The following is a 24,616-nucleotide window of genomic DNA, read 5'->3' on the forward strand; positions in this document are numbered from 1 at the left end:
GTCGCGCTGAGCGTCGACTAGCGCTTTTCGCGCTGACAGGTGCGGAAATCACCGACTGGTGCGGGCAGGACGCTCCACTCGGTGCGGATGGCACTGCTCGGGGCGAACCGCACCACTGGAGAGGGGCTCGTCGCTATGCCGGTGCCGGTGCGGCGGCGGGGACCACTCGCAGGCGCCGCCACCCCAGTGCCCCGCTGACCACGAGGAGAACCGCCGTGTAGATCACCGCGTGCGCGATGCCTCTGGCGAGCGTGCCGGAGGCGTCCGCCACGGGCCCGACGGCGAGGCTCGCCAGTTCGCGGGCGGACCACAGGGGCAGGACCCGGGTCCACGTCTCCTGCGGGTCCACGAGGAGCTGGACCGCCATGACTCCGATGAGCAGGAGCGCCCCTTCCAGGTCGCGGGGTACGAGCGCTGCCACGAGCGCGCCCAGCGGTGCCGCGACGGTGGCGCCCAGGAGCAGGAGGGGGAGCACCGCCGTCGGCCGCTCGAGGGAGCCGCCGATCGTCGTGATCGCGACGATCGAATAGGCGCAGGAGAGTGCCCAGCCCAGGGCCAGGACGGCCAGGAGACGGCCGGCGAGCAGGGCCAGGGGCGGTGCCCCGGCCACGGCGAGGCGGCGGTCGATGCCGCGCGATGAGACATGGGTGAACAGGGCGAGCGTCGCCACCGCCCATCCCAGGCCCATGGAGAGCAGGCGCAGCGCCGTCCAGTGCGTGTCCATGCGCACCGCGAAGAACGCCAGGGGGAGCAGGCAGGTGAGGGACAGGGCGGCACGGCGCCGCAGGAGCTCGACCACGGTGGTCCGGGCGACGAGCAGGATCATGATGCGGCCTCCTCGTGGGATCCGGGGTGGGCGGGGCGGGGGTGGGCTCCGGCGTGCTCGGCGTCCTGGGCGCTCTCGGGGCTGGGGAGCTCGATGACGCGGTCGACATGGTCGAGGTCGCGCAGCAGGTGGGTGACGAGGAGGATCCCCGCCCCGCTCGAGCGCCAGGCCTCCACGAGTCCCCAGAGCTCCTCGTAGGCCAGGGAGTCGAAACCCTGGTAGGGCTCGTCGAGGAGGAGCAGGTCCGGGGAGTCGATCTGGGCCAGGGCGAGATTGAGTTTCTGCTGCGTCCCGCCCGAGAGCGTGCCGGCGGTATGCGCACCCCGCGCGCGCCATCCCAGGCCGGCGAGCAGGCCGTGGCCGACGGCGACCGCGCGGCGCGCCGTCATGCCCCGGGCGGCGCCGAAGAGCCGGCAGTGCTCATCGACGGTGAGCAGCGGGGCCAGGGCGTGCGACTGGGGCGCGTAACCGAAGCGGGGCGCGCGCTCGACTCGGCCCGCGCTGGGGCGCAGGATTCCGGCGCAGATCTGGAGCAACGTGGACTTGCCGGCCCCATTGGCGCCGACGACGGCCACGACCTCCCCGCGTCGCACCTCGAGGTCGATGGCCGTGAGGACCGGGCGGCGGGACCGCGTGGCGCTCACGCCGTCGAGCCGGAGCACCACTTCGCCGGGAATGGAGGGCAGGGGCGCGGGCCGTGAACCGCAGCGCAGGGCAGCGACGAGCTCACGGGCATAGACCGTGGCGGGGCCGAAGAGCGATTCAGGCGGAGCGGCGGCCTCGCTGCGCGCGGAGTCGACGGCGTCGTCGCAGGCGGAGGTGGGGAGACCGAGGGCGGCGAGCTCGGCTCGCAGGGTGGAGTACCAGGAGGCGTGGGGGTCGTGCGGGGTGTCGCCCATGCCCCGGGAGGTCATGAGAACCCCTTGGTGCCGTGCTCGGGGCCGGGGGTGCTTCCCGGGCGGGCGGGGTCGGTGGGGTCCTGGCCCATGATGGTGCCGACCGCCCGGCTGAAAGCGGCCCAGTCCTCGCGGTGGGAGGCGAGGGCTACCCGCCCGGCGGCGGTGATCTCGAAGTACTTGCGCGCGGGCCCGGCGGTGGAGGGCTGCCAGGACGCCGTGATGAGACCCTGCTTCTCCAGGCGCATGAGCGCGGGGTAGAGGGTTCCGCCGGGGATCGTGCCGAGGCCCGCGGCGTCGAGGCGCTGGGCCAGGGCCAGGCCGTAGTCCGGGGCGGCCTCGAGGAGGGACAGGAGGCAGGGGGCGAGGAAGCCGTGGAGTATCTGCGTTGGTGGTACCATGCTAGAAAGACTACCTAGTTAGAAGAGAATCTGTCTAGATCTGGCCTGCGGTGATATTGAGAAAGTGCGGATATAAGGGATGTTTGGGCGTGCAGTGCCGGGTGCGCCGGGCGTCGGTGCTCGTCCCCGGCCCCGGTGGTCGCGTCCATCGCCTCAGGGCCCGTCCTCAGCGCGACCTGCTGCTGGGCGTGGGGTGAGCGTTGGGAGGGCTGTGGTGCTCGGAGGGCTTCGACAGGTGCTTTCCGCACTGACCGGCGCGGAAAACACCGACTGGTGCGGGCAGGACGCTCCACTCGGTGCGGATGGCACTGCTCAGGGTGGATGGCGCCATCCGGGGGTGGTGGCACCGCTCGGTTGGACGGCGCAGGGCGTCGGCGGCTCCCGAACGGCACCGGCGGAGGGGCGCCGCCCGGGTCAGACGCGCAGCGGCCATGGCGCGGGCATCTGCTCCAGGCCGGCTCTGACCAGGCGCTCGATCATCGCCGCGCCGTCGTGATACCACGCGTCGGCCCAGCCCCACCGCCGCACCTTGACGCCGTGCAGGTCCTCGAGGTCGTTCTGCCGGGCCTTCTCATCGAGCAGCACCGCCCGCGGGTCCTTCCCGAAGGACGCGGCGTTGTACTTGATCCTGCCGTCGTACTCGCCGACCAGGTTGATCGAGGACCAGAAGAAGTCGACGCGCACCACCCGGCCCCCGGCGTCGAGCACGTACTGCAGGACCGGACGCGGTAGGCGCCCCTGCCATTGGCGCACCCGCGACACGGACTCGCCCGGCGACTCGGAACGCTCGTCGGCCAGGCCGAGGGCGGTCCGCGCGGTGCGCAGCCCCCGGCTGCCGGCCGGGATCCGCTCCAGCGCCCCCTGGATCTCCTCCCAGACGCACAGCTCCTCGTGAAGGGCGGCATCCATTGCGCACACGCCCGGGATGAGGCCGCCCCAGCGAGCGATATCGATGACGGTGTCCGCGACCGATGATAGGAGGAGGCCGTGGTTCTCCGCGATGCCCGTCAGCCCCTCCCTATGACGACGGTGCAGCAGTGTTGTCACGCCTCGCTGTCCGGAGACGCGCAGTGCCTCCACTCGGCTCAGGCGCATCCCGACGACCGGCAGCCCGTGGGCGATCGCGGCCGAGGCTCCGATCAGGATCGTGCCCTGCTCGGTGCGCCGCACCGCTTCGATGAGAACCTCGTGCCGCTCTCGTGGCAGCATCGTCTCCCAGGCGGCCGCCTCCGTGTAGATGCCCGAGGCGATCCGTATCAGGCCATTGATCCGTTCGGGGTGCCGGGGGCCGTTGTCCAGGGTCGCCGTCTCCCTGGCGATCACGATGACCGGCGCTGGTGGGGAAATGAGCCGGGCGGGTCCCGGCTGGGCTGCGTTCATGGAGTCGAGCGTGCGACGTCGCCCACGGCCCCCGGGGATCCGTTCCCCAGGAGCTGGCCGGGAGCGCGCGCGGCGCACCCTGTGGTTCCCGATCCGCCGCAGCCAGTGCCCCGTAACGATGGAGGTCTTTATGAGATCGGGCGCATAGCGGCCGGGCGACGTCGATCGCGATGCCCACTGGTGCGTTTCGCACCGACTGGTGCGGAAATCACCGACTGGTGCGGGTAGGACGCACCACTGGGTGCGGGTAGGACGCACCACTGGGTGCGGGTGGCACCGCTCGGGGCGGGCAGCATCATCCAGGGCGGGCGCGCCGCCTCATCTCGTGAGTTCGACGAGCACCTCGGCGTGCGTGGTGTGGGGGAACATGTCGAACAGGCGGGCGCGGCGCACCCGCAACGACGGCATCCGCGCCAGATCGTCGGCGAGCGTCATCGGATTGCAGGAGGAGTACAGCACCCGCCCCACTCCCGAGGCCTCGATCCCCTCAGCCAGTTCCTCCCCGATGCCGCGCCTCGGCGGGTTGACGATGAGGAGATCCGGCAGCCCGCCGAGCTCGCGCGCCTCCGAGGGATCGAGGACGCGGGCATCGCCCGCCTCGAATCGCACCCGACCAGGAGGCAGCCCCGCGAGCGCCGCCGAGGCCCGTGCGCCGTCGATCGCCGACGCCGAGAGCTCCATCCCGAGCACGCTCAGCCCGGTCGCGCCCGGCCCCGGCGCATCGTCGCCCCTAGCTCCTCCTGCGAGCGCCAGCGCGAATCCGCCCACTCCGCAGAACAGGTCCCATGCCCGCCGCACCGGGCCGGCGCCGACGGGTACGTCGACCGCCCAGTCGCGCGCTGTCGCGTACAACGCCTCAGTCACGGCGGTGTTCGTCTGGAAGAAGGCTCGCGTCGGCAGGTGGAGTGCCAGCTCTCGCGGGGCGGATGCCGCTTGCCTTCCCGATGCCGTTCGCGCCCCGCCCGGCAGCGACAGGCGCATGAGCAGGCTGTCCTCCTCGGTGAGCACGATCTCCTCATCCCCCTCCAGAATCGCCTGGTGGATGGGCTGGATATTCGCGCTGGCCACGGCGAGCGTCGGCAGGAGCCCCCGCAGACGCGTCAGTCCCTCCCGCAGGCGTCCCACCAGGCGCCGGCTGCGCAGGACGAAGCGGACCATGAGATCGCCGTCAGGGGAGGCGGTGACCAGGAGGTGCTTGAGCTCACCGCGCCGCTCGGGGATGGAGTAGGGCTCCAGGCCCGCCCAGCCGATGAAGCCCGCGAGCACCGGCAGGGCCTCCTCGATCACCGGCGCATGGAGAGGGCAGGAGCGCAGGTCGACGGCGCCGCCCCAGCGATCCGCCAGGCCCAGGATCGGAGCGTCCGCCGTCCCGCTGACCGCCATCTTCGCCTTGTTGCGGAAGTGCGAGGGCTCGCTCATGGCCGGGGGCTCCCAGGCGGCGTCGGGCACATGGGCACCCAGTCGCCGGGCGACGGCGTCCTGCTTGGCCGCCAGCTGAGCCTCCAGCGCCGTGTCCATCCGCGGGCAGGATCGGCAGGCGCCCGAGTCGTGCAGCGCGCACGAGGCTCCCGACGGTGTCGCCGGTGAGGGCGGCGCATCCGGTTCGAGGGCGCCGACAACATGGTCGGCAATGCGGTCGATGGGCACGCCCGAGGATATCCCGGCCGCCGGCATCGAAGTCGGTATCGAAGCCGATGCCCGAGCCGACTCCGCTGGTCTCGCCGGCCCCGCCCGCGCGCGGCACACTGCTCCTATGAATCCATCCGACGCCACGCCCAGCGCCCCGCCCGCCCCCGCCGCGGCCCCCCTCGTCCTCCCGCGCACCGGGATCGGCACCGACGTCCACGCCTTCGCCGCCCCCGGCTCCGGCACCCCCCTGCGCCTGGCCTGCCTGGACTGGCCCGGCGAGGTCGGGCTGGCGGGGCACTCCGACGGCGACGTCGTCGCCCACGCCTGCTGCGACGCCCTCTTCTCCGCCGCCGCCCTGGGCGATCTCGGCTCCAACTTCGGCACCGCCGAGCCGCAGTGGAAGGGCGCGGCGGGCAGTGCGCTCCTGGCCGAGGCGGCACGGCGCGTGCGGGCCGCCGGCTTCGAGATCGGCAATATCGCCGTCCAGATCGTCGGCGAGCGCCCCCGAATCGCCCCCCGCATGGCCGAGGCCACTGCGGCGCTCAGCCGGGCCGTTGCAGCGCCCGTCCACTTCTCCGCCACCACCACCGACCACCTCGGCTTCCTCGGCCGGGCCGAGGGGCTCCTCGCCATCGCCACCGCCCTCGTCTACCCCGTCGACCCGTCCGCGCGCCCTTGACCCGGGCCGCCCCGACCCGAGCCGCCCGGGCCGCCCCGACCCGAGCCGCCCGGGCCGCCCCGCCCCTCGACGTGCCCACCGGATAGGCTGCCCCCGTGAGCACCGCGAGCACCACCGCCCCAGCATTGGCCCTGCGCCTGTACGACTCCGCCGCGCGCGATGTCGTCCCCCTGGCCCCTACCGTCACTCCCGGGGTGGTCGGCATCTACCTGTGCGGCGCCACTGTCCAGGGCTCCCCGCATATCGGCCACATGCGCTCCGGCATCGCCTTCGACGTGCTGCGCCGCTGGCTGGAGCGCTGCGGGCAGAAAGTCGTCCTCATCCGCAACGTCACCGACATCGACGACAAGATCCTGGCCAAGTCCGCCGCCGCCGAGCCTCCGGTTCAGTGGTGGGCGTGGGCGCAGCGCTTCGAGCGCGAGTTCGACGCCGCCTACCGCGCCCTGGGCATCGAGCCTCCCACCTACGAGCCGCGCGCCACCGGCCACATCCCCGAGATGATCGACCTCATCTCCCGCCTCATCGACGCCGGGCACGCCTACGTCGGCTCGCCCGGCAACGTCTACTTCGACGTCGCCTCCCTGCCCGACTACGGCTCGCTGACCAACCAGCGCCCCGAGGACCTGGCCACCACGGAGGACGAGGCCCAGATCGACGCCGACGTCGAGGCGGACAAGCGCTCCCCGCGCGACTTTGCCCTGTGGAAGGCCGCCAAGCCCGGCGAGCCCGGCGACGCCGCCTGGGACACCCCCTGGGGCCGCGGCCGCCCGGGCTGGCACCTGGAGTGCTCCGCCATGAGCCGGCGCTACCTGGGCGACGAGTTCGACATCCACGGCGGTGGCATCGACCTGCGGTTCCCCCATCATGAGAACGAGCAGGCCCAGTCTCACGGCGCCGGCTGGGGCTTCGCCCGCCACTGGGTCCACAACGCCTGGGTGACCGTCAAGGGCGAGAAGATGAGCAAGTCCCTGGGCAACTCGCTGGTCGTGTCCGAGCTGCTCAAGGCCTACCCGGCCCCCGTGCTGCGCCTGGCGCTGGGCACCGTCCACCACCGCTCCACGGTCGAGTTCTCCGAGGAGACCCTCGCCGACGCCGCCGGACTCTGGGAGCGCCTGGTCGGCGCGATCATCCGCGCGCTCGAGCTCCTCCCCGACGGGGCGGGCGGCCCGGTCGGCCCCGTGGACGCCCCCGCCCCCGAGCTGCGCTCGCGGCCCCTGCCGGGCGAGTTCACCGCGGCCATGGACGAGGACCTCAACCTCGCCGGGGCCATGGCCTGCGTCCACGCCGCCCTCAAGGCCCTCAACGCCGCACTCGCCGTCCCCTCCCCCGAGCCGACGGCGGTCGCCGTCGCGGCCCTGGATCTGCGAGCCATGCTCGACGTCCTCGGCCTCGACCCCCTCTCCGAGCCCTGGAGGGCGGGCGCGCTCGGCGGCGCCGGGACCGATGGCTCCGACGCCGCCATGGGCGCCCTCGACCACCTCGTGACCGCGCTCCTCGATGAGCGCTCCGCCGCGCGCGCCGTCAAGGACTGGGCCCGCGCCGACTCCCTGCGCGACCAGCTCGCGGCGGCAGGCGTCGTCGTCGAGGACTCCGCGGGCGGCGCCCGCTGGCACCTCGCGTGACCACCGCCCGCCCCATCCCGGCCCGGGCGCGGATCGCCGCCCGCGCCACAACCCCACGAACCGCAGACAGGAGGGCACGCGATGCCCGGCAATGAGCAGTACCCCGGCCCCCGGCGCCGCCCCGGGTCCAAGAAGGGCCCCACGAAGGGCTCGGGCGGCAATCGCCGTCAGCGCCTGGAGGGCAAGGGCCCCACACCCAGGGCCGAGAACCGCGTCGGCCATCCCAAGGCCATCGCGAAGGCCCGCGCCGAGGCCCGCGCCACCGGGGCCAACCAGCGGGTCAATCAGATGGAGCGCCTCAAGAGGGGCTTCCGCGTGCCCGAGGGATTCGAGATCGTCTGCGGGCGCAACGCCGTGGCCGAGGCCGCCCGCGCGGGCGTGCCCATCAGTCGCGTCTTCATGGCGGTCTCGGCCGCCTCCGATGACCGTCTCGGCGCCGTCGTCCGCCGCGCGGCGCTGCTGGGCGCCCCCGTCCTGGAGACCACGCGCCTCGACCTCGACGCCCTCACCGACCGCGCCGCCCACCAGGGGGTGGCCATCGAGATCCCCGCCTACGAGTACACCGCCGCCGCCGACCTCCTCGACCGCGCCCGCGCGCTCGGCCGCACGCCCCTGCTCGTCGCCCTCGACCAGGTGACCGATCCCCACAACCTGGGGGCGGTCCTGCGCTCGGCCGGGGCCTTCGGGGCCGACGGCGTCATCATCCCCGAGCGGCGCAGCGCCGGGGTGACCGCCACCGCCTGGAAGGTGTCCGCCGGCGCGGCCGCCCGCGTGCGCGTGGCCCGTGAGACCAACCTCGTGCGGGCGCTGCGGGCACTGAAGAAGGAGGGCTGCTTCGTCGTCGGGCTCGACGGCGGGGGCGACACGCCCGTGGGGGAGCTCTCCCTGGCCGACGCCCCCCTCGTCGTCGTCACCGGCGCCGAGGGCGCGGGACTGTCCCGGCTGGTGCGCGAGACCTGCGACGTCATCGCCTCCATCCCGATCTCGGCGAGCGTGGAGTCCCTCAACGCGGCCGTGGCCACGGGCATCACCCTGTACGAGGTGGACCGTCTGCGCCGCGCGGCGGCCGAGGGCTGAGCGGGTGGGCCGGGCCGAGCGCGATCGAGGCCCGGCGGCCCAACGGTGCACGGCGACCCCCTGCGGAGATCCGGCGCGTCGGCCGGGCGCGGTCACCCGGCGCGGCGGCCGGCGCCGCCCCTCCATTCACATGCGGACCGTATTGCTGCCACAATGGGCCGCAGTCAACCTCGAGGAGACCGTCATGGCACAGGACGCATCGCAGCGCTGGAACCGCACGGAGGGCGTCGTCATCGCCCCCGGCACAGCGCCCCAGGAGGTGGCCGCCCGCCTGGACTCCGAGCGTGTCGTGGCGCGCCTCGAGTGGTATCCCAGCACGCCCCACCTGCTGTCCATCACCCTGCTCACCGATGCTGAGGCGCGGGTCGCCGTCACCCCGCCCAGCCGCGGCGGCGTCGTGCCCGGCATGGGGGTCAGCGAGCTCGCCGAGACCCTCGCCCGGGCCTTCAGCGCCTCGGTGACGATCGGCCCCGCCTCCTTCGACGCCCTTCCCGACGACGCCGAGCTGCCCGAGCTCGCCCGTCACGGCACGCCCACGGCCCGCGCGGTCATCGTCTCCCCGATCAGCGCGTACATGGTCCCCTTGCAGGCCACGCTCCTCGAGCGGCCGCTCGCGGTGGCCACCGTCCCCGAGATCGACCGGCGCATCGTCCTGCACTCCGGCGAGGGCCTGTCGCTCGGGATGTTCGGCTGGGATGAGGAGTCCCTGCCCGCGCTCGTCCTGACGGTCGACGAGGGCGACATGACCGTTCGCGCCGTGACCACCGGGGATTCCGAGGACGACGCGGTCTTCTCCTGGGGCATGACCTCCCAGTACGTGTGGGGCGGCGTCGCGGAGCCCGGGCCCGCGTTGAGCACCGTCGTGGATGATCTCCTCACCGACGTCACGGACGCATCGGCGATCGCCGCCGCCATCCCGGGGGCCGACGCCGAGGCGGTCGCCAAGGCCCTGGCCACCCCGGGCGCCGCGGGTCTGACCGCGATGATCGAGGCGCTGGGCCTGCCCGAGTGGGTCGATCGGGTGCTCTCCGGCGCGCTGGCGCCCGTGGAGGTGCCGGGCGTCGTCGTCCATGAGCCCCGCGGCCTGGCCAATGCCGTCACCCGCTCCGTGGGCCTGATGGTCAGTGATCCGGGAACGCCCGGTCAGGCGATTCGGCAGGCGTACGTGGAGACGGTCACGGAGAGGCCGTGGACGGTGCGCGCCGCCCTTGTCCTCGAGGGCGGGATCGGCGGTGCCCTGCTGGGCGGGGCGCTGCGCCGTCGTGGTGGGGTCCACAGGGGCGTGGCGGCGGTGGGCGCGATGGTGCTCGTCGACGCGATCCTTCAGGCCTCGCTGGCCTCGGTCGTGCGCCATCGCGAGTTGCGCCGTCGTGCGGACGAGGAGACGCGCCTCGTCGACGCCCAGCTAGCCTCCGACTAATCCGCCGAGACCGGTCGAAAACGACAACGAGACCGGTCCACGATCCACAAGGGTGAGGACGGCCGGGATGGCTCCCACCGCATCTGTGGATAACCGACCGGTTTCGATCGCGATATCAACCGGTCTCGCATATAGGGAGAGGTGATCACTCGCCCTTGAACTTCATGCCGGCGGTGAAGCCGAAGGGGTTGGCGCTGTAGGCCTCGGCCGTCTCCTCGTCGCGGGCCGCGAACTCGGCGTCGTCCTCGATGGGCGGCTCGTCGTCATCGGTGAAGATCGCCTCCATCTCCTGGCTGTCCCCGAGCGAGAGGTAGGCCTCCTCATCCCAGTGCTGGGGGAGCACATGGGCGATGTAATCCTGAGTGGCCTCCTCGGTGGACACGTCGCGCCGCTGAGCCTCCGACATGTACCAGCGGTGCTCGAGCACTTCGTGGAAGATCTCCGCGCTCTGGAGCTTGCGGCGCAGTTCGATCGGCACGGACTGGATGGTCGGCTCGAAGACATCGGCGAGCCAGATATGCGCCACCTGCTCGATCGGTCGGTCCCGCATCCCGCGTGTGACCCGGTAGGCCTCCAGGTCGTTGAGCATGCGGCGCCCCTGGCGCTCCTGGACATCCAGTCCCGTCAGGCGCAGCAGGCGCCGGTGGTAGTAGCCGGCGTCGACCACCTTGGGCTGGATGACGAGGTGCTCGCCGGTCTCGTCCGTGCGCATGGTCAGCTCGCCGACGTCGAATCCCTGCTCGTTGAGCTGCTCGATACGACGGCGCACCCGCCAGCGCTCGCTCATGGCGAAGGACTCCTCGCCGGTGAGGATCTCCCACAGATCGTGGTAGCGCTCGACGATCCGGTCCCCGACCTCGATCGTGTCCACGCTCGGCTCCAGGAGGGCCCCGGCCTGCAGGTCCATGAGCTCACCGATGATGTTCGTGCGGGCGACGTCGATGTCGTACAGCCGCTTGCCTTCCGTCAGGCCGCCCTCGGGGTAGAGCTCCCCCGTCTCGGCGTCCACGAGGTAGGCGGCGAAGGACCCCGCGTCCCGGCGGAACAGCGTATTGGACAGGGAGACGTCCCCCCAGTAGAAGCCCAGCAGATGCAGGCGCACGAGCAGCACTGCGAGGGCGTCGATGAGGCGCGTGGCCGTGTCCGGGCTCATGTACTGGCTGAACAGGGCCCGGTAGGGCAGGGAGTAGGACAGGTGCTCCGTGACGAGGGCGGAGTTCAGGCGCTCGCCGTCGGCGCTCATGCGGCCGGTGATGACCGCCGTCGGGGTGACGCAGGGGGCGCCCAGGCGCACGAGGTCGCGCAGCAGCTCGTACTCGCGGTGGGCCACCGACTCGCCGATCTCCTTGACCGCGATGACGCGCTCGGAGAGGTTGACGAAGCGCACAACGTGCCGTGACAGGCCGCGGGGGAGGGCCGCGAGGACATCCGGGGGCCACTCCTCCAGGGGGAGCTCCCAGGGCAGGTCGAGAAGGGCCGGGTCGATCGTCGCGGCCGAGATCTGCATGGACATGAGCATGGGGCGATTCTTGCAGGAATCCCGTGCTGCCGGGCCGCCCAGGCGTGTGAGGCCCTGACTGGCGCCTCTCGCACCCACTGGTGCGGAAAGCACCGACTGGTGCGAGTAGGACGCTCCACTGGGTGCAGACGGCACCGCTCGGGGTGGGTGGCACCGGTGAAGAGGATCTCGTCGCTATGCGTGAGTCGGCACGGCGCCGTCCGACGGCGTCCCGCCGGCATCCCCGTTCCCGCCACGGCGGAGCCCCGCCCCCGCCGTGGCGGGAACGGGGCTCCGGTGCTGGCCCGAGGGGCCGGGGCCTAGCGATCAGGCGGGCAGGCGCTCGCCGGTGGCCGCGGAGAAGATGTGCTCCTGGCCGGGCTTGATGCGCACGTAGACCGTCTCGCCAGTGCCCGGCGCGGTGCGCGGGGGGACGCGGACGATGATCTGGCTGGAGTCCTCGCCGCTGCCGAGCTTGTCCTCCGAGCCCTCGGCCCCCACGAGCTCGCCGTAGATGTAGGCGTCGGAGCCGAGCTCCTCGACGAAGGACACGCGCACAGGGATCGAGTGCTCATCGGAGGCGGAGACCACCTCGAGGGACTCGGGGCGGAACCCGATGGTGACCTTGCCACCGTCCTCGGGCTTGATGGCGTCGAGGGTGGCGCGGCTCAGCTGGATCTTGGCCGAGCCGATGGAGGCGATGTCGCCGTTGACGGTGAAGTGCCCCAGGTTCATCGCGGGGGAGCCGATGAAGCCGGCCACGAACTCGTTGGCGGGCTTGTCGTACATCTCGCGAGGGGTGCCGACCTGCTGGAGGATGCCGTCCTTGAGGACGGCGATGCGGTCGCCCATGGTCAGGGCCTCGGTCTGGTCGTGGGTGACGTAGACCGTGGTGACGCCCAGCGAGCGCTGGAGGGAGGCGATCTGCGTGCGGGTCTGGACGCGGAGCTTCGCGTCCAGGTTGGACAGCGGCTCGTCCATGAGGAAGACCTTGGGCTTGCGCACGATGGCGCGGCCCATGGCCACGCGCTGGCGCTGACCGCCGGAGAGGGCCTTCGGCTTGCGGTCGAGGTACTCGGTCAGGCCGAGGATCTTGGCGGCCTCGCGGACCCGCTTGTCGATCTCCTCCTTGGGGGTGCCGGCGATCTTCAGGGCGAAGCCCATGTTGTCGTGCACGCTCATGTGCGGGTACAGGGCGTAGTTCTGGAAGACCATGGCGATGTCGCGGTCCTTGGGCTGGACATCGGTGACGTCGCGGTCGCCGATGAGGATACGGCCGGAGTTGACGTCCTCCAGGCCGGCGAGCATGCGGAGCGATGTCGACTTCCCGCAGCCGGACGGGCCGACGAGGACGAGGAACTCGCCGTCGGCGATCTCGAGGTTGAGCTGGTCCACCGAGGGGCGGTCATTGCCCGGGTAGATGCGAGTGGCGTGATCAAAGGTCACGGTAGCCATGGAGTTATTCCCTTCACCGGCAGGTACGTGCCGGACGATCCGTGGTGGAGAGGTGCCGGGATGTCAGCGTTGACGGAGGTTGACGGAGTTCGGTCGAGCCGGGCAGCGCATGGCGTCCTTGGCGCGGTGCCGGGGCGGGAGCCCTCGACGGAAGACATAGTGTCATGGCCCACTCCTGAGCGCGACACCCGTCAGGATGAGACTTGGGTAAACGTTATGTGAACTGCCTCACATACTATGGTCTGTCCTGCTCGGCCGGTACCCTGGCCGCATGACGCAGCCCTCCGCCTCTCTTCCTCCGTCGATCAGCGGACTGCGGGCGGGCGCCACCGTCGGCGGCTACCGGCTCCTGCGGCGCCTCGGCGCCGGGGGCATGGGCGCGGTCTGGGAGGTGGCCGACGAGGCCGGCGACCGCGTCGCCATGAAGATCCTCCACCCGCAGATCGCCGCCGACCCCATGGCCCGGCGCCGCCTCGACCGGGAGGCCCAGGTCCTGGCCAGGGTGCGGGACGCCCGCGTGGCCCGCATCCTCGACATCGAGACCGGCGACTCCGAGTCCGCGCACGGCATGACCTTCGTCATCACCGAGCTCGTCGAGGGTCCCACCCTCCAGCGCGAGGTCGACCGCGAGGGGGCCTACGACCTCGTCACCGATGCCCGCGACCTGTCCGATCTCGCCCATGGGCTCGTGGACGCCCTGCGCGCCGTCCACGCCGCCGGCGTCATCCACAGGGATCTCAAGCCCTCCAATGTCATGCTCGGCGCCCAGGGGCCGGTCCTCATCGACTTCGGCATCGCGCAGGTCGCCGACGACGTCCGCCTGACCCAGACCGGCCAGGTGACCGGCACCCCGGGGTTCATCCCGCCTGAGATGCTCGACGGCGACGAGCCGTCCCCCGGCGTCGACTGGTACGCCTGCGCGGGCGTGCTCCTCTTCGCGGTCACCGGTCGCGCGCCGTTCGGCTCCGGCCCCTGGCAGGTGGTCTTCCGGCGCGTCTACGCCGGCACCCCCGAGCTCGGCGACCTGCCCGAGGAGTGCCCCGCCCTGGCGCGCGCCTTCCGAGCCGCCCTGGAGCCCCGGGCGGCCGATCGCCTCCCGATCGACGGGCTGCTCTCCGTCCTCGACGACATCGCCGACGGCGGAGACGGGTCGCGGGCCCTCGCCGCGGTCCTCCCGGGCGGCGCCCCCGAGCCCGGGCGGCCCTCGGGCGCCTCGGACAGTGCCTACGGGGACAGCGCCTACGGGAGGCCGGCGACGAGCGGGCCGAGCCCGACCTCGGTCCAGCGCCCGGGCGGCAGCCCCACGATGACCCCGGCGGCCTCCGGATATGGCACCTCTCCCGGTGCCTACGGGAGGACCCCGGCCCCGAGCCCCTTCCAGGGCTCCGCCCCGGACGCGAGGGCGGGCGCCGCGGGGATCCCGGCCTCCTACGCCCCCGGATCCGGGGGCGCGGCCGGCGGGCAGGGACTCGGCGGGGCCTCGTCGGCGGGGCATCCCTCCTCACCGCCCGCGCTGCCGACTCCCCCCTCCGGCGGGCCGACCCCTCCGGTAGGCGCCCAGGGCGCGGGCTGGCCCCCTGCACGGGCCGCCCAGCCGATGCCGGCCGCGATCTCCCCCCAGGCCCAGGGAGCGGGAGCCCCCGCCTCCGGGACGACCGCATCGGGATGGCCGACTGGTCCCACCACCGGGCCGACGGGCGCGGGGATCGCTCCCGTCGCGGCGTCGGGCGCAGCGGGCCCCGATGCCCCGGCCGTCTCCGCCGGGGCGGCCGGCGCGGCAGGCCCCGCTGCCGTGCTCCCCGACTGGGCGCGCGAGCCCCGGCGGCGCCGCTCGATGATCCTGCTGGCCGCCTTCCTCCTCGTCATGCTCGCGATGTGGGCGCCCATCTGGGTGGCATTGGTCGCATCCGTCCTCACAGTGCTCGCCGGGGCCGCGGGCCGTGGGGATGACGATCGGCGCTGGCGCAGGCTCCAGCGGGGCAGTGCCACGGCGGCGGACACCGCCCGCATGTGGGCCTCGAGCCCGCTCTACCTGTTGCGCTCCCTCGGGGCGGCACTGCCCGCGATCGTCCTGGCCGGCGTCGTCGCCGGTGGTCTCTACCTCCTGCTCCGGGGCCCGCTGGGCGCGGATGTCGGCCTGGATCCCTCGATCCTGACGGGCCTGCAACTTCGCCATCGCAGGGCCCTGCTCATGGCGGGCTGCGAGCTCGTCTTCCTGCTCATCCTGTGGTTCGTCCCCTGGGGCGCGTCCACTCGGCGCGGCGGCGCCAAGATCGTGTCCGCCTTCATGCCCGGTCGGCCGATCCGCGTGCTGTGGGCCGTCGTACTCCTGGCCCTCGGCGTCGGGTGCCTCGTGCTGGAGGTGCTCATGCGCCTCCCGCCGGCGACCCTCAGCCCCCTCCAGTGAGGCGGCGGCGCCGTCGTCGATCGGCGGGGGATGCGGCGCGGGGACCGGGCGGGCCTCACTGCTGGGGCCGCGGTCCCGGCGCCCCGGGGCAGTAACAATTCAGGCTGCCCCTTCCTGAAGAGTGAACATTCAATTATTGTCTGTGCGAACTGTCGCGCAACGACACCCATGCAGATTCGGAGGAACCGATCATGGCCTCGAATGATCCCCGCCCAACCAAGGCCGAGCGCCGGGAGGCCGCCCGCGCCAAGGCCCAGGCCCTGCGCGAGGAGCAGGCCCGCAAGGCTCACCGCGCCGCCCTCACGCGCCGCGCCCTCATCGGGGTGGGCGCCGTCGTCGTCGTCGGCGGAGTCGCCGGGACCGTCTGGTACTCGAAGTCCGCTGAGGAGGCCAAGAAGAACAGCAAGCTGCCCTCCGCCGTCCGCGACGACGGCTCGTGGACCTACGGGTCCGATCTCGCAGTGGGCTCCTCCACCGTCGACGCCCCGGTCCTCGACGTCTACTTCGACTACTCCTGCCACTTCTGCGCCAACTTCGAGATGGCGCACTCCGAGGAGATGAGGACGCTCACCGCCGACGGCAGGATCACCCTCGCGCTCCACCCCGTGCAGGCCCTCGACCAGGACTGGACCAACATGGCCTACAACGCGATGGGAGCCGTCCTCGACAACGAGCCCGACAAGGCCCTCGATTACCACAACGCCCTGCTCTCCCACTTCGGCACCGCGTTCTCCCAGCAGGACGCGGGCCTGCTCACCGAGGACGCCATCGACGACGTCGCCTCTCAGACGGGCCTGTCCTCGGATACCCGGAGCGCCATCAAGAAGGCGGTGAAGTCCTCCGGTTACCAGAAGTGGATCGACACCTCCACCCAGGCCTTCAGGGACGGCGGCTTCCAGGGCACCCCGGCGATCGCGTACAACGGGCAGCAGGTCGACCTGGGGCTGCTCCAGGCCGAGAACAGCCTGGCCGACTACATCAACAGCCAGCAGGGCGCGGCGCCTGCCGCCCCGGCCGAGACCCCTGCCGCCCCGGCCGAGACCCCTGCCGCCCCGGCCGAGCTCGCCCCTGAGGCGCCCGCCGCGACACCCGGATCCTGAGGCGCCCCGTGATCCTCGGCGCATGTGCCACACTTGCGCCCGGGCCTCGCATCGAGGCCCGCGCCGCGTTAGCTCAGCTGGTAGAGCAGCTGTCTTGTAAACAGCAGGTCGCCGGTTCGAACCCGGCACGCGGCTCCATGCCCATCCATGCCCATCCATGCCCATCCATGCCCATCCATGCCCATCGGCCCTGAGCGGCACGCAGATCGGGACGCGTGGTCCGGAATGCACCTGCGGCAACCGCAGATGCCTCGAGCGCTGCGCCTTGCGCCGCCTCCGGGCCTCCTCACCCACTCGGACCCCCTCGACTCCGGCGCCGGATGCCGGGTGTGAGGCGGCGACGCGGGAAACTGGGCCCATGACCCCCAACGATTCGCTCCTCTCCTCCGCCCCGGGCGGGCGGGCCGCGTCGCCCGACCCCGCATCCCCAGCGCGGCCGACCTCCCCTCCCGCTCCCGTCCTCACCGCGCACCAGGCCGCCGACCTGCGCGCGGATCTGGAGGAGTCCGGGTGGGGCGTCGACGCCGTCACCGACCTCATCGGAAGCGTCGCCGAGGCCGCCCTGCGCCGGGAGATCCGCCTGCCCGCCCTGCGCGCCGTACGGGCCGCCCTGGAGGCGGGGCGCTCAGCGGTTGCCGGGCCCGGCCCGGTCGCCGTCCTCACCGCGCTGTTCATGCTCGGCGAGCCCGTGACCGCCGGTGAGCTCGATAGCGCCCTCCCGCGCACCGGGGCGCACGGTGCTGCCCGGATCGGCCTCGTCGCGCTGGAGGGGCGCGAGGAGGCCGAGGGCCGCGGGGAGTGGTGCTCGGGACGAGCCGCCATCGCGCGCGCCCTGGTGGACCTGCGCCCTCACGAGGCCCGCGACGACGTCGGAGAGGCGCGCTGGTGGGTGGCCTCCGACGTCGGAGAGCTCGTCTCCGGTCAGCCCCTGGCCCCCGATCACGTACTCGGCATCGGCGGCGCCGGCCTCACCCTGGCAGGGCTCATCCCGCGCCGGGCCGTGGGCGATGCGCTCGACCTGGGCTGCGGCTGCGGCATCCAGACCCTCTACCTCGCCCGCCACGCCGAGCGCATCACCGCCACCGACATCTCCGAGCGCGCCCTGGCCTTCACCGCCTTCAACGCCGCGCTCGCCGGTATCGCCCCCGAGCGACTCGAGCTCCTCGCGGGCTCGTTCCTGGAGCCGCTCGGCCGTCGCCGCTACGACCTCATCGTCTCCAACCCGCCCTTCGTCCTCACCCCGCCCGCCGTGCGGGAGGCCGGCCTGCCGCTCATGGAGTACCGCGACGCCGGCGGCCCCGTCCTGCCGGGCCTCGTCCCGGGGCTCGCCGGGAGGCTGGCCGACGGTGGCATCCTCGTCATGCTCGGCAACTGGGAGCACGGCGCCGGCGCCGACTGGCGGGCGAGTGTGGGGGAGTGGTTCCCCGACGACGTCGACGCCTGGGTCATCGAGCGCGACTCCCAGGACCCGGTCGAGTACGCCACCATGTGGCTGCGCGACGGCGGCCTGACCCCCGAGCGTGAGCGCGACGCCTTCGAGGCGGCCCTGGGTGCCTGGATCGGCGATTTCGAGGCGCGCGGCGTCGAGGCCGTCGGTTTCGGCTACCTCCTCGCGCATCGGCCCGGGGCCGTGGACGCCGCGAGTCCCCATCGCAGGCCCTGGCGCGTCCTGGAGGAGGTGGGCACGAGCCCTTCCGGGGCCCTGGGGGCTCATGTCGCGGCGTCGATCGACGTCCGTGATCGGCTGGCCCTCCTGGATGACGGCGCTGTCGCCGCTCTGAGGCCAGTCGTCGCCGCCGATGTCACCGAGGAGCGCTACCTCGTGCCCGGCCGGACCGACCCCAGCGTCATCCTCCTGCGCCAGGGCGGCGGGCTGGGCCGCTCCATCCAGGTGGGAACCGCCCTGGCCGCGCTCATCGGCGTGGCCGACGGCGAGCTGTCCATCGCCCAGATCGCGGGCGCCGTCGCCGCCCTCCTGGACGCCGATGCCGAGGCGCTCACCGCCGAGCTCGTGGCCCAGTGCCGGGACCTCGCCGCCTGGGGAGTGCTCACGCTTCCCCCCGCCCCCTGATCACCGGAAACCGCCTCATCGAGACCGGTCGAAAACGCCATCGAAACCGGTCGAAATGGCGATCGAAACCGGTTCGGAGCCGCGTGGTGAGACTGCTCGAAGCATCGCGTGGCCGTGGCGGCCGCATCGGATGGTGACGCAGTGATCCCGCCAGGCGACCGGCCTGGTGCCCGGCTCGGACCTGTCGATATGGTGAGGCTTACCTGATGATCGGCCGACCAGTGGAGAGATCCGGCATGACCAACCCCTGGGAGATCTACGACGCGCTCATCGATGACATCCCCGATGACGCGCGCGTGACTGCCGTCCACCGCGGTCCGCAGTGGAGCCGCGTCCTCAACGACGCCGGTGGCCTGGGCGCCGGCTACACCATCGACGCCCACTCGCGCCCGGCGCTCAGCGCTGACTCCCCCGTGGAGGGCCGCTCGCTGCGAGACGCCGCGTCACTGGTGAGATCATGGAACCTGGCCGAGGCGAGCGTGGGCCTGGCCGCCATCAACTCCTGGTACTCCCGCCAGGAGAGCGCCGTCGCCAATGGCTTCGTGGCCACGGGCAAGGGCGTGGGGTGGCGGGAGGTCTTCGACCCTTACAACGAGCGCTTCGCGGGCGGTCGCATCGGCATCGTCGGTCACTTCCCCTTCGCCCGGGGCGCGCTGGCCCGCACCGCGGAGGTCATCATCCTGGAGCGCGATCCGCGTCCCGGCGACTACCCGGACACCGCCTGCGAGTACCTGCTCGCGGATTGCGACGCCGTCCTGATCTCGTCGTCGAGCCTGGTCAACAAGACGATGCCCCGCCTGATCGAGCTCGCCGTCGGCGGGGGAGCGCACACGGTCCTCGTGGGGCCGTCGACGCCGATGCACCCCCTCTTCCTCGACCTCGGCGTCGATACGATCACCGGCTGGGTGGCTGATAGCGGCCTGGAGCCCGCCATGCTCGATGTCCTGCCCGGCATCGGCCCCGGCCACCGCATGCATCTGCACCGCGTTCCCGCCTGACCACGACGGGTGGATACGAGTGCGGGCCCGTGGGCGAACCGGTCTCGTTGCCGTTTTCGACCGGTCTCGATCGCCACTTCGACCGGTCTCGGCGATTAGGGGAGGCGCCAGTCGACGGGGGCGGCGCCCTGCTCGACCAGCAGCGCGTTGGCGCGTGAGAACGGCCGCGAGCCGAAGAACCCCCGGGAGGCGCTCAGTGGCGAGGGGTGCGGCGAGGCGACGATCGGCGTCGAGCCCAGCATCGGCGCCAGCGACTGCGCGGGGCGGCCCCACAGGATCGCCACCAGCGGGCCACCGCGCTCCACCAGGGCCTCGATCGCCCGCTGCGTCACCCGCTCCCAGCCCCAGCCCTTGTGCGAGGCCGGTGAGCCCGGCCGGACCGTCAGCACCCTGTTGAGCAGCATGACCCCCTGGCGGGACCACGGGGTGAGGTCGCCGGAGGTCGGTCGCGGCACGCCGAGGTCGCTCACGAGCTCGGTGAAGATGTTCTCCAGGCTCCGGGGAGGGCGCACGCCCGGCGCCACGGAGAAGCTGAGCCCCATGGGATGGCCCGGCGTCGGATACGGGTCCTGCCCCACGATGAGGACTCGCACGTCGTCGAGCGGGTAGGTGAAGGCGCGCAGCACATCCGTGCCCGCGGGCAGGTAGCCGCGCCCCTCGGCGATCTCCTGGCGCAGGCGCGCGCCGATCTCATGGATCGTCGGTTCCACGGGCGCCAGGGCGCGCGCCCATGAGGGGTCGATGATCCGGTCGAGTGGCTGGGGCTCGCGGGACTCGCTCATGCCCCGAGCGTAGAGCGTCATCGCCGCCGAGGGGGCATGCGCGGGGCCCCGCATGGAAGCCTCCCGGCGGGTCCGCCCCAGGAGCCGCCGCGTCGCCCGTGCCCATGGATCAGCGGGGAGATATAACCACGCCCTCGTCGTGTCCGCTGCGCCGGGGACGATGGGCCGGTATTCTGCCCGCGTGAGCCACTACGACTACCCCGACGACGAGTTCGACGACGGCAAGGGCGCCGGGCCGGCGCCGATCGGCGTTCATCGCGCCGAGCTCCCCGCCTGGCGGAGCTGGGTATCCCTGCTCGCTGTGCTCATCCTGGTCCCGATCCTGGCCTGGGGGGCCGTCAAGCTCCTGGGGCGCTCCAGCAATAGCTCCACGAGCACGGCCGGCACGTCGACGGCGACCCCCGCCGGAACCGGGGCGCCCGCCTCTGAGGGCGTCGGCGGCGCCACCCCCAGCGATGGTGCGGGTGACGCCGCCGCCTCCGCAGCGCCGACCGGCGAGGCCGACATGTCCACCGGCATCACGCTCTACAACGGCACCTCCATCCAGGGCCTGGCGGGGCGCACCGGCGAGAAGCTGACCGCCGCCGGATACACGCAGGTCAACGTCTCACCGGGCGCCTACACCGTCGAGCAGCCCACGAAGACCACCGTGTACTACAACTCGGCCGAGCAGGCCGCCACGGCCCAGGCGGTCGTCGCCGCCCTCGGAGGCGGCGAGGCCGTGGAGGACCCGGGCCAGGCCCAGTCCAACCCGATCGTCATCATCCTGCGCGAGGACTACCCGGGCGCCTCCGAGGACGGCGCCGCCACCACTCCGGAGGATGGCCCCAACGGCGCCACTCCCGAGGTCGGTCCCAACGGCGCCACCGCCGAGGCGGACAACGGCGGCATCGGTAACGGCAGAGGCAACAACCGCTGATGAGCGCCTGATGGGCGATGGACACGCGCCCGACCCCGCCGCCCCGGTTGAGGAGCCGACGCGCGGCACGGGCACGGGGGCCCTGCGCCGCCGGACCGCCATCGCCCTCCCCCTCCTCGCCGGGGGCGCGCTCGCGGCCGTCCCCGCGGTCACGAGCCTGACGTCGCGCCCCGAGCCAATCCTCCTCAGCGAGGGGCTCGCCGTCGGGGCCGACGGCGTCGTCCACCCGCTCGCCCCCGGGACCGCCATCGACTACCTCCCCGGCGCGCGCGTGCCCGCCGCCTCCGCCGATCCCCTGGGCCTCGACGACGACGTCCGCACCACCGCCCAGGCCGTCGCCCTCCAGCGCGCGGGCATCGCCCGCCTGCCGGAGGGGCGCTGGCAGGGCCTCGCCGCTAACGCCCTGGCCGACCTGCTCGCACTCACGGGTCCCGACCTCGCCGTCGAGCCCGCCTCCGCCGCGGACGCGGCGACCCGTCCCGTCGAGACCGAGGGCTTCCCGGCGGGCGCCGTCGTCGCCGGTCCCGTGAGCGCCTGGCGCTACGTGTGGCCCCGCGACGCCTCCTTCGCCGCCGTCGCCCTCGACGCCGTGGGAATGCGGGCCGAGGCCCTCGCCGTCCTCCGCCGGCTCGCCGCGCTGCAGCTTCCCGACGGCGGATTCGAGGCCCGCTACAACGCCGTCGGCCAGGTGCCGGATGGCCGATCCCGCCAGGAGGATGGAGCGGGCTGGTTCCTCTGGGCGCTCGGCCGGATCATCGCGGGGGCGCGCATCGAGACCGGGCGCGCCGGGCCCCAGTCGCCCCAGCCGGCCCCGGCCGACCTCGGCCTGCCGAGCGATCTCGCCGCTACCGCGGCCCGGGCCGCCGACCGCCTCATGAGCCTCACCTCCACTCTCACCCGCCTTCCCCCGGCGGGACCCGACTACTGGGAGGTGCCCGAGAGGCGGACCACCCTCGGCCTGGCCGCGCCGGTCCTCCTGGGCCTGGAGGGCGCGCTCGCGCTCACGGACTCGCTCCCGGCCGATCGGGTCGACGCGGCGGGCGCGCCGGTTCGGCCATCCGCGGGCCCCTCGCAGGCCGCCCCGGGCCGCGATGCGCTCGCCCGGAGGGTCGACGAGGTCCGGGCCGCCATCGAGTCCTCCTTCAGCCCCGGCTGGGGTCGTCACGTGCGCGACGATGACGTGGACGCCGCGATCGCGCTCGTCGGCCCGCCCTTCACCCGCGCCCTCGCGGGCAGCGCGCGGGTCCGTGCCGGGGCCCGGGCGCGGATGACCCGTGCCGGGGGCGGCGTCGCCCCCGGCTCCCACTGGCGCGACGACGGCGTCTCCTGGACCCCGGAGACGGCCCTCCTGGCGTGGTCGGCGGCGGCCCTGGGGGAGCGGGCCGAGGCCGAGGAGCTCATGGCCTGGTTGGAATCGCATCGCACGGCGGCGGGCGCTCTGGCGGAGAAGGTCCTGGCGGATGGCCGCCCCGCCGGCCCCGCGCCCCTGGCCTGGACGTGCGCGCTCGTGCTGCTGGCGGTCGGCGAGCTCGCCGACTGACCGGCTCGGGGTCGCCGGGCGGGCCGCCCGCATCCACCGGGCGATCCGGTTCGCCGTCGGGGGAAGCCGGGCCCATGGCGCGGCGGGCGTCTTGCACTCGGGCACCGAGAGTGCCAGCATTGCCGTTAGCACTCGGAGCCTTCGAGTGACAATTGACCCGGCTGGGACGTGAGGGCCGGTGCCGGGCGTGACGTGAACGCCCGGAGCCGATCCGTCCGTCGCGGGCGCGAACCAGCCACCCACCACGCAGTGGAGGAACACAATGCCCAAGATCATCGCTTTCGAGGAGGAGGCCCGCCGCGGCATGGAGCGAGGCCTCAACACCCTCGCCGACACCGTCAAGGTCACCCTCGGCCCCAAGGGCCGCAACGTCGTGCTCGACAAGAAGTGGGGCGCCCCCACGATCACCAACGACGGCGTGACCATCGCCAAGGAGATCGAGCTGGAGGACCCCTACGAGAAGATCGGCGCCGAGCTGGTCAAGGAGGTCGCCAAGAAGACCGATGACGTTGCCGGCGACGGCACCACCACCGCCACCGTGCTCGCCCAGGCGCTCGTGCGCGAGGGCCTGCGCAACGTCGCGGCCGGCGCCAACCCGATCGCCCTGCGCCGCGGCATCGACAAGGCCGTGGCCGCCGTCGTCGAGCGCCTGCTCGCCGACGCCAAGGACGTCGAGACCCAGGACGAGATCGCTGCCACCGCCTCCATCTCCGCCGCCGACCCCCAGATCGGCGAGTTCATCGCCGAGGCCCTGGAGAAGGTCGGCCACGAGGGCGTCATCACCGTCGAGGAGTCCAACACCTTCGGCCTCGAGCTCGAGGTCACCGAGGGCATGCGCTTCGACAAGGGCTTCATCTCCCCCTACTTCGTCACCGACGCCGACCGCCAGGAGGCCGTCCTCGAGGACGCCTACGTCCTGCTCGTCGAGTCCAAGATCTCCAACGTCAAGGACCTCCTGCCGCTGCTGGAGAAGGTCATGCAGGCCGGCAAGCCGCTGGCCATCATCGCCGAGGACGTCGAGGCCGAGGCCCTGGCGACCCTCGTCGTCAACCGCATCCGCGGCACCTTCAAGTCCGTGGCCGTCAAGGCCCCCGGCTTCGGCGACCGCCGCAAGGCGATGCTGCAGGACATGGCGATCCTCACCGGCGGCACCGTCATCTCCGAGACCGTCGGCCTCAAGCTGGAGAACGCCACCATCGAGGACCTGGGCCAGGCCCGCAAGGTCGTCGTCACCAAGGACGAGACCACGATCGTCGAGGGCGCCGGTGACAAGGAGGCCATCGAGGCCCGCGTCGCCCAGATCCGCGGCGAGATCGAGAAGTCCGACTCCGACTACGACCGCGAGAAGCTCTCCGAGCGCCTCGCCAAGCTGGCCGGCGGCGTCGCCGTCCTCAAGTCCGGTGCTGCCACCGAGGTCGAGCTCAAGGAGCGCAAGCACCGCATCGAGGACGCTGTGCGCAACGCCAAGGCCGCCGTCGAGGAGGGCATCGTCGCCGGTGGTGGCGTGGCCCTCATCCAGGCCGCCGCCGCCCTGGAGGGCCTCGAGTTCGCCGACGACGAGGCCACTGGCGCCGCGATCGTCAAGGTCGCCCTGGAGGCCCCGCTCAAGCAGATCGCCGTCAACGCCGGCTACGAGGGCGGCGTCGTGGTCGACCGCGTGCGCAACCTGCCCACCGGCGAGGGTCTCAACGCCGCCACCGGCGAGTACGTGAGCCTGCTCGCGGCCGGCATCGCCGACCCTGTCAAGGTCACCCGCTCCGCCCTGCAGAACGCCGCGTCCATCGCGGGCCTCTTCCTCACCACCGAGGCCGTTGTGGCGGACAAGCCGGAGCCCCCGGCCGCCCCGGCCGCCGGCGGTGACGAGATGGGCGGCATGTACTGATCCGCTCCTCCCCTGAAGGGGATTTCTCCGGGGC

The 24,616-nt window shown here is 72.8% G+C and carries 19 protein-coding genes and 1 tRNA gene; 12 read left to right on the top strand and 8 right to left on the bottom strand.

The features are described from left to right. Positions 1-133 precede the first annotated feature (133 nt). The 5 genes from B1H55_RS02425 to B1H55_RS02445 all read right to left on the bottom strand — a co-directional run bounded on the left by B1H55_RS02425 (position 134) and on the right by B1H55_RS02445 (position 5,021). Positions 134-826, bottom strand: coding sequence for a hypothetical protein (locus B1H55_RS02425; protein WP_077240877.1), 693 nt, complete (start codon positions 824-826; stop codon positions 134-136). Beyond that, positions 823-1,740, bottom strand: a complete 918-nt coding sequence (locus B1H55_RS02430; protein WP_077240878.1) for an ATP-binding cassette domain-containing protein — start codon at positions 1,738-1,740, stop codon at positions 823-825. The genes B1H55_RS02425 and B1H55_RS02430 overlap by 4 nt, the downstream gene beginning before the upstream one ends. Then, positions 1,737-2,123: a PadR family transcriptional regulator gene (locus tag B1H55_RS02435; RefSeq protein ID WP_077240879.1), complete on the bottom strand. Its 387-nt coding sequence runs from the start codon at positions 2,121-2,123 to the stop codon at positions 1,737-1,739. The genes B1H55_RS02430 and B1H55_RS02435 overlap by 4 nt, the downstream gene beginning before the upstream one ends. Before the next feature lie 414 nt (positions 2,124-2,537). Beyond that, positions 2,538-3,503, bottom strand: a complete 966-nt coding sequence (locus B1H55_RS02440) for a hypothetical protein (RefSeq protein WP_077240880.1) — start codon at positions 3,501-3,503, stop codon at positions 2,538-2,540. A gap of 318 nt (positions 3,504-3,821) precedes the next feature. Then, the gene (locus B1H55_RS02445; protein ID WP_231952642.1) at positions 3,822-5,021 is read right to left on the bottom strand and encodes a methyltransferase domain-containing protein; all 1,200 of its coding nucleotides are present in this window, start codon (positions 5,019-5,021) and stop codon (positions 3,822-3,824) included. Positions 5,022-5,256: 235 nt separating this feature from the next. Between B1H55_RS02445 and ispF the strand changes: the two genes are divergently transcribed. From ispF to B1H55_RS02465, 4 genes are all read left to right on the top strand, one after another. After that, complete coding sequence (gene ispF, locus B1H55_RS02450) at positions 5,257-5,811, top strand: 2-C-methyl-D-erythritol 2,4-cyclodiphosphate synthase (protein ID WP_073452580.1); 555 nt, start codon at positions 5,257-5,259, stop codon at positions 5,809-5,811. A gap of 95 nt (positions 5,812-5,906) precedes the next feature. After that, positions 5,907-7,433, top strand: a complete 1,527-nt coding sequence (gene cysS, locus B1H55_RS02455) for a cysteine--tRNA ligase (RefSeq protein WP_077240882.1) — start codon at positions 5,907-5,909, stop codon at positions 7,431-7,433. Between the two features lie 81 nt (positions 7,434-7,514). Then, positions 7,515-8,510 (top strand): 23S rRNA (guanosine(2251)-2'-O)-methyltransferase RlmB, encoded by a 996-nt coding sequence (rlmB, locus tag B1H55_RS02460; protein ID WP_077240883.1) that lies wholly within the window; start codon positions 7,515-7,517, stop codon positions 8,508-8,510. Between the two features lie 184 nt (positions 8,511-8,694). Continuing rightward, positions 8,695-9,930: a hypothetical protein gene (locus tag B1H55_RS02465; RefSeq protein WP_077240884.1), complete on the top strand. Its 1,236-nt coding sequence runs from the start codon at positions 8,695-8,697 to the stop codon at positions 9,928-9,930. 145 nt (positions 9,931-10,075) lie between these two features. Here the strand turns inward: B1H55_RS02465 and B1H55_RS02470 are convergent, their stop codons facing one another. Continuing rightward, positions 10,076-11,449 (bottom strand): DUF4032 domain-containing protein, encoded by a 1,374-nt coding sequence (locus tag B1H55_RS02470; protein ID WP_073452587.1) that lies wholly within the window; start codon positions 11,447-11,449, stop codon positions 10,076-10,078. 306 nt (positions 11,450-11,755) lie between these two features. After that, positions 11,756-12,883 (bottom strand): ABC transporter ATP-binding protein, encoded by a 1,128-nt coding sequence (locus B1H55_RS02475; RefSeq protein ID WP_073452589.1) that lies wholly within the window; start codon positions 12,881-12,883, stop codon positions 11,756-11,758. Between the two features lie 271 nt (positions 12,884-13,154). Here B1H55_RS02475 and B1H55_RS02480 point away from each other — a divergent pair, with 271 nt between their 5' ends. The 5 genes from B1H55_RS02480 to B1H55_RS02500 all read left to right on the top strand — a co-directional run bounded on the left by B1H55_RS02480 (position 13,155) and on the right by B1H55_RS02500 (position 19,459). After that, on the top strand, positions 13,155-15,290 hold the full coding sequence (locus B1H55_RS02480) for a serine/threonine-protein kinase (RefSeq protein ID WP_080461550.1): 2,136 nt from the start codon (positions 13,155-13,157) through the stop codon (positions 15,288-15,290). Positions 15,291-15,481: 191 nt separating this feature from the next. Continuing rightward, a complete protein-coding gene (locus B1H55_RS02485; RefSeq protein WP_077240885.1) occupies positions 15,482-16,390 on the top strand; it encodes a DsbA family protein in 909 nt (302 codons plus the stop codon). 62 nt (positions 16,391-16,452) lie between these two features. Then, positions 16,453-16,528 (top strand) — tRNA-Thr (locus B1H55_RS02490). Between the two features lie 220 nt (positions 16,529-16,748). Next, positions 16,749-18,461 (top strand): DUF7059 domain-containing protein, encoded by a 1,713-nt coding sequence (locus B1H55_RS02495; RefSeq protein ID WP_077240886.1) that lies wholly within the window; start codon positions 16,749-16,751, stop codon positions 18,459-18,461. A gap of 236 nt (positions 18,462-18,697) precedes the next feature. Next, on the top strand, positions 18,698-19,459 hold the full coding sequence (locus B1H55_RS02500) for a Rossmann-like domain-containing protein (protein WP_073452663.1): 762 nt from the start codon (positions 18,698-18,700) through the stop codon (positions 19,457-19,459). Between the two features lie 95 nt (positions 19,460-19,554). On the opposite strand, the gene B1H55_RS02505 is transcribed toward B1H55_RS02500, so the two are convergent. After that, a complete protein-coding gene (locus B1H55_RS02505; RefSeq protein ID WP_073452665.1) occupies positions 19,555-20,241 on the bottom strand; it encodes a uracil-DNA glycosylase in 687 nt (228 codons plus the stop codon). Between the two features lie 181 nt (positions 20,242-20,422). On the opposite strand from B1H55_RS02505, the gene B1H55_RS02510 reads away from it, so the two are divergent. The 3 genes from B1H55_RS02510 (at position 20,423) to groL (ending at position 24,582) form a co-directional block, all read left to right on the top strand. Continuing rightward, on the top strand, positions 20,423-21,160 hold the full coding sequence (locus B1H55_RS02510) for a LytR C-terminal domain-containing protein (RefSeq protein WP_073452596.1): 738 nt from the start codon (positions 20,423-20,425) through the stop codon (positions 21,158-21,160). A 10-nt stretch (positions 21,161-21,170) separates the two neighbouring features. Beyond that, positions 21,171-22,700 carry a glycoside hydrolase family 15 gene (locus B1H55_RS02515; RefSeq protein WP_080461551.1) on the top strand — a complete coding sequence of 510 codons (1,530 nt, stop codon included), beginning with the start codon at positions 21,171-21,173 and terminating at the stop codon, positions 22,698-22,700. Positions 22,701-22,962: 262 nt separating this feature from the next. Next, entirely contained in the window at positions 22,963-24,582 is a 1,620-nt protein-coding gene (groL, locus tag B1H55_RS02520; protein ID WP_080461552.1) for a chaperonin GroEL, read from the top strand. The last annotated feature ends 34 nt before the right edge of the window (positions 24,583-24,616 follow it).

Source organism: Actinomyces denticolens, assembly GCF_002072185.1.
GTDB classification, from domain to species: Bacteria; Actinomycetota; Actinomycetes; order Actinomycetales; family Actinomycetaceae; genus Actinomyces; species Actinomyces denticolens.

What these genes read in the sequence shown, in the direction of transcription:
- B1H55_RS02505 (WP_073452665.1), bottom strand. Translation starts at nt 20,241, where the DNA reads ATGAGCGAGTCCCGCGAGCCCCAGCCACTCGACCGGATCATCGACCCC.
- B1H55_RS02500 (WP_073452663.1), top strand. Translation starts at nt 18,698, where the DNA reads ATGACCAACCCCTGGGAGATCTACGACGCGCTCATCGATGACATCCCC.
- B1H55_RS02480 (WP_080461550.1), top strand. Translation starts at nt 13,155, where the DNA reads ATGACGCAGCCCTCCGCCTCTCTTCCTCCGTCGATCAGCGGACTGCGG.
- B1H55_RS02485 (WP_077240885.1), top strand. Translation starts at nt 15,482, where the DNA reads ATGGCCTCGAATGATCCCCGCCCAACCAAGGCCGAGCGCCGGGAGGCC.
- rlmB (WP_077240883.1), top strand. Translation starts at nt 7,515, where the DNA reads ATGCCCGGCAATGAGCAGTACCCCGGCCCCCGGCGCCGCCCCGGGTCC.
- B1H55_RS02495 (WP_077240886.1), top strand. Translation starts at nt 16,749, where the DNA reads ATGACCCCCAACGATTCGCTCCTCTCCTCCGCCCCGGGCGGGCGGGCC.
- groL (WP_080461552.1), top strand. Translation starts at nt 22,963, where the DNA reads ATGCCCAAGATCATCGCTTTCGAGGAGGAGGCCCGCCGCGGCATGGAG.
- B1H55_RS02430 (WP_077240878.1), bottom strand. Translation starts at nt 1,740, where the DNA reads ATGACCTCCCGGGGCATGGGCGACACCCCGCACGACCCCCACGCCTCC.
- ispF (WP_073452580.1), top strand. Translation starts at nt 5,257, where the DNA reads ATGAATCCATCCGACGCCACGCCCAGCGCCCCGCCCGCCCCCGCCGCG.
- B1H55_RS02445 (WP_231952642.1), bottom strand. Translation starts at nt 5,021, where the DNA reads ATGGACACGGCGCTGGAGGCTCAGCTGGCGGCCAAGCAGGACGCCGTC.
- B1H55_RS02425 (WP_077240877.1), bottom strand. Translation starts at nt 826, where the DNA reads ATGATCCTGCTCGTCGCCCGGACCACCGTGGTCGAGCTCCTGCGGCGC.
- B1H55_RS02465 (WP_077240884.1), top strand. Translation starts at nt 8,695, where the DNA reads ATGGCACAGGACGCATCGCAGCGCTGGAACCGCACGGAGGGCGTCGTC.
- B1H55_RS02440 (WP_077240880.1), bottom strand. Translation starts at nt 3,503, where the DNA reads ATGAACGCAGCCCAGCCGGGACCCGCCCGGCTCATTTCCCCACCAGCG.
- B1H55_RS02475 (WP_073452589.1), bottom strand. Translation starts at nt 12,883, where the DNA reads ATGGCTACCGTGACCTTTGATCACGCCACTCGCATCTACCCGGGCAAT.
- B1H55_RS02470 (WP_073452587.1), bottom strand. Translation starts at nt 11,449, where the DNA reads ATGCTCATGTCCATGCAGATCTCGGCCGCGACGATCGACCCGGCCCTT.
- B1H55_RS02435 (WP_077240879.1), bottom strand. Translation starts at nt 2,123, where the DNA reads ATGGTACCACCAACGCAGATACTCCACGGCTTCCTCGCCCCCTGCCTC.
- B1H55_RS02515 (WP_080461551.1), top strand. Translation starts at nt 21,171, where the DNA reads ATGGGCGATGGACACGCGCCCGACCCCGCCGCCCCGGTTGAGGAGCCG.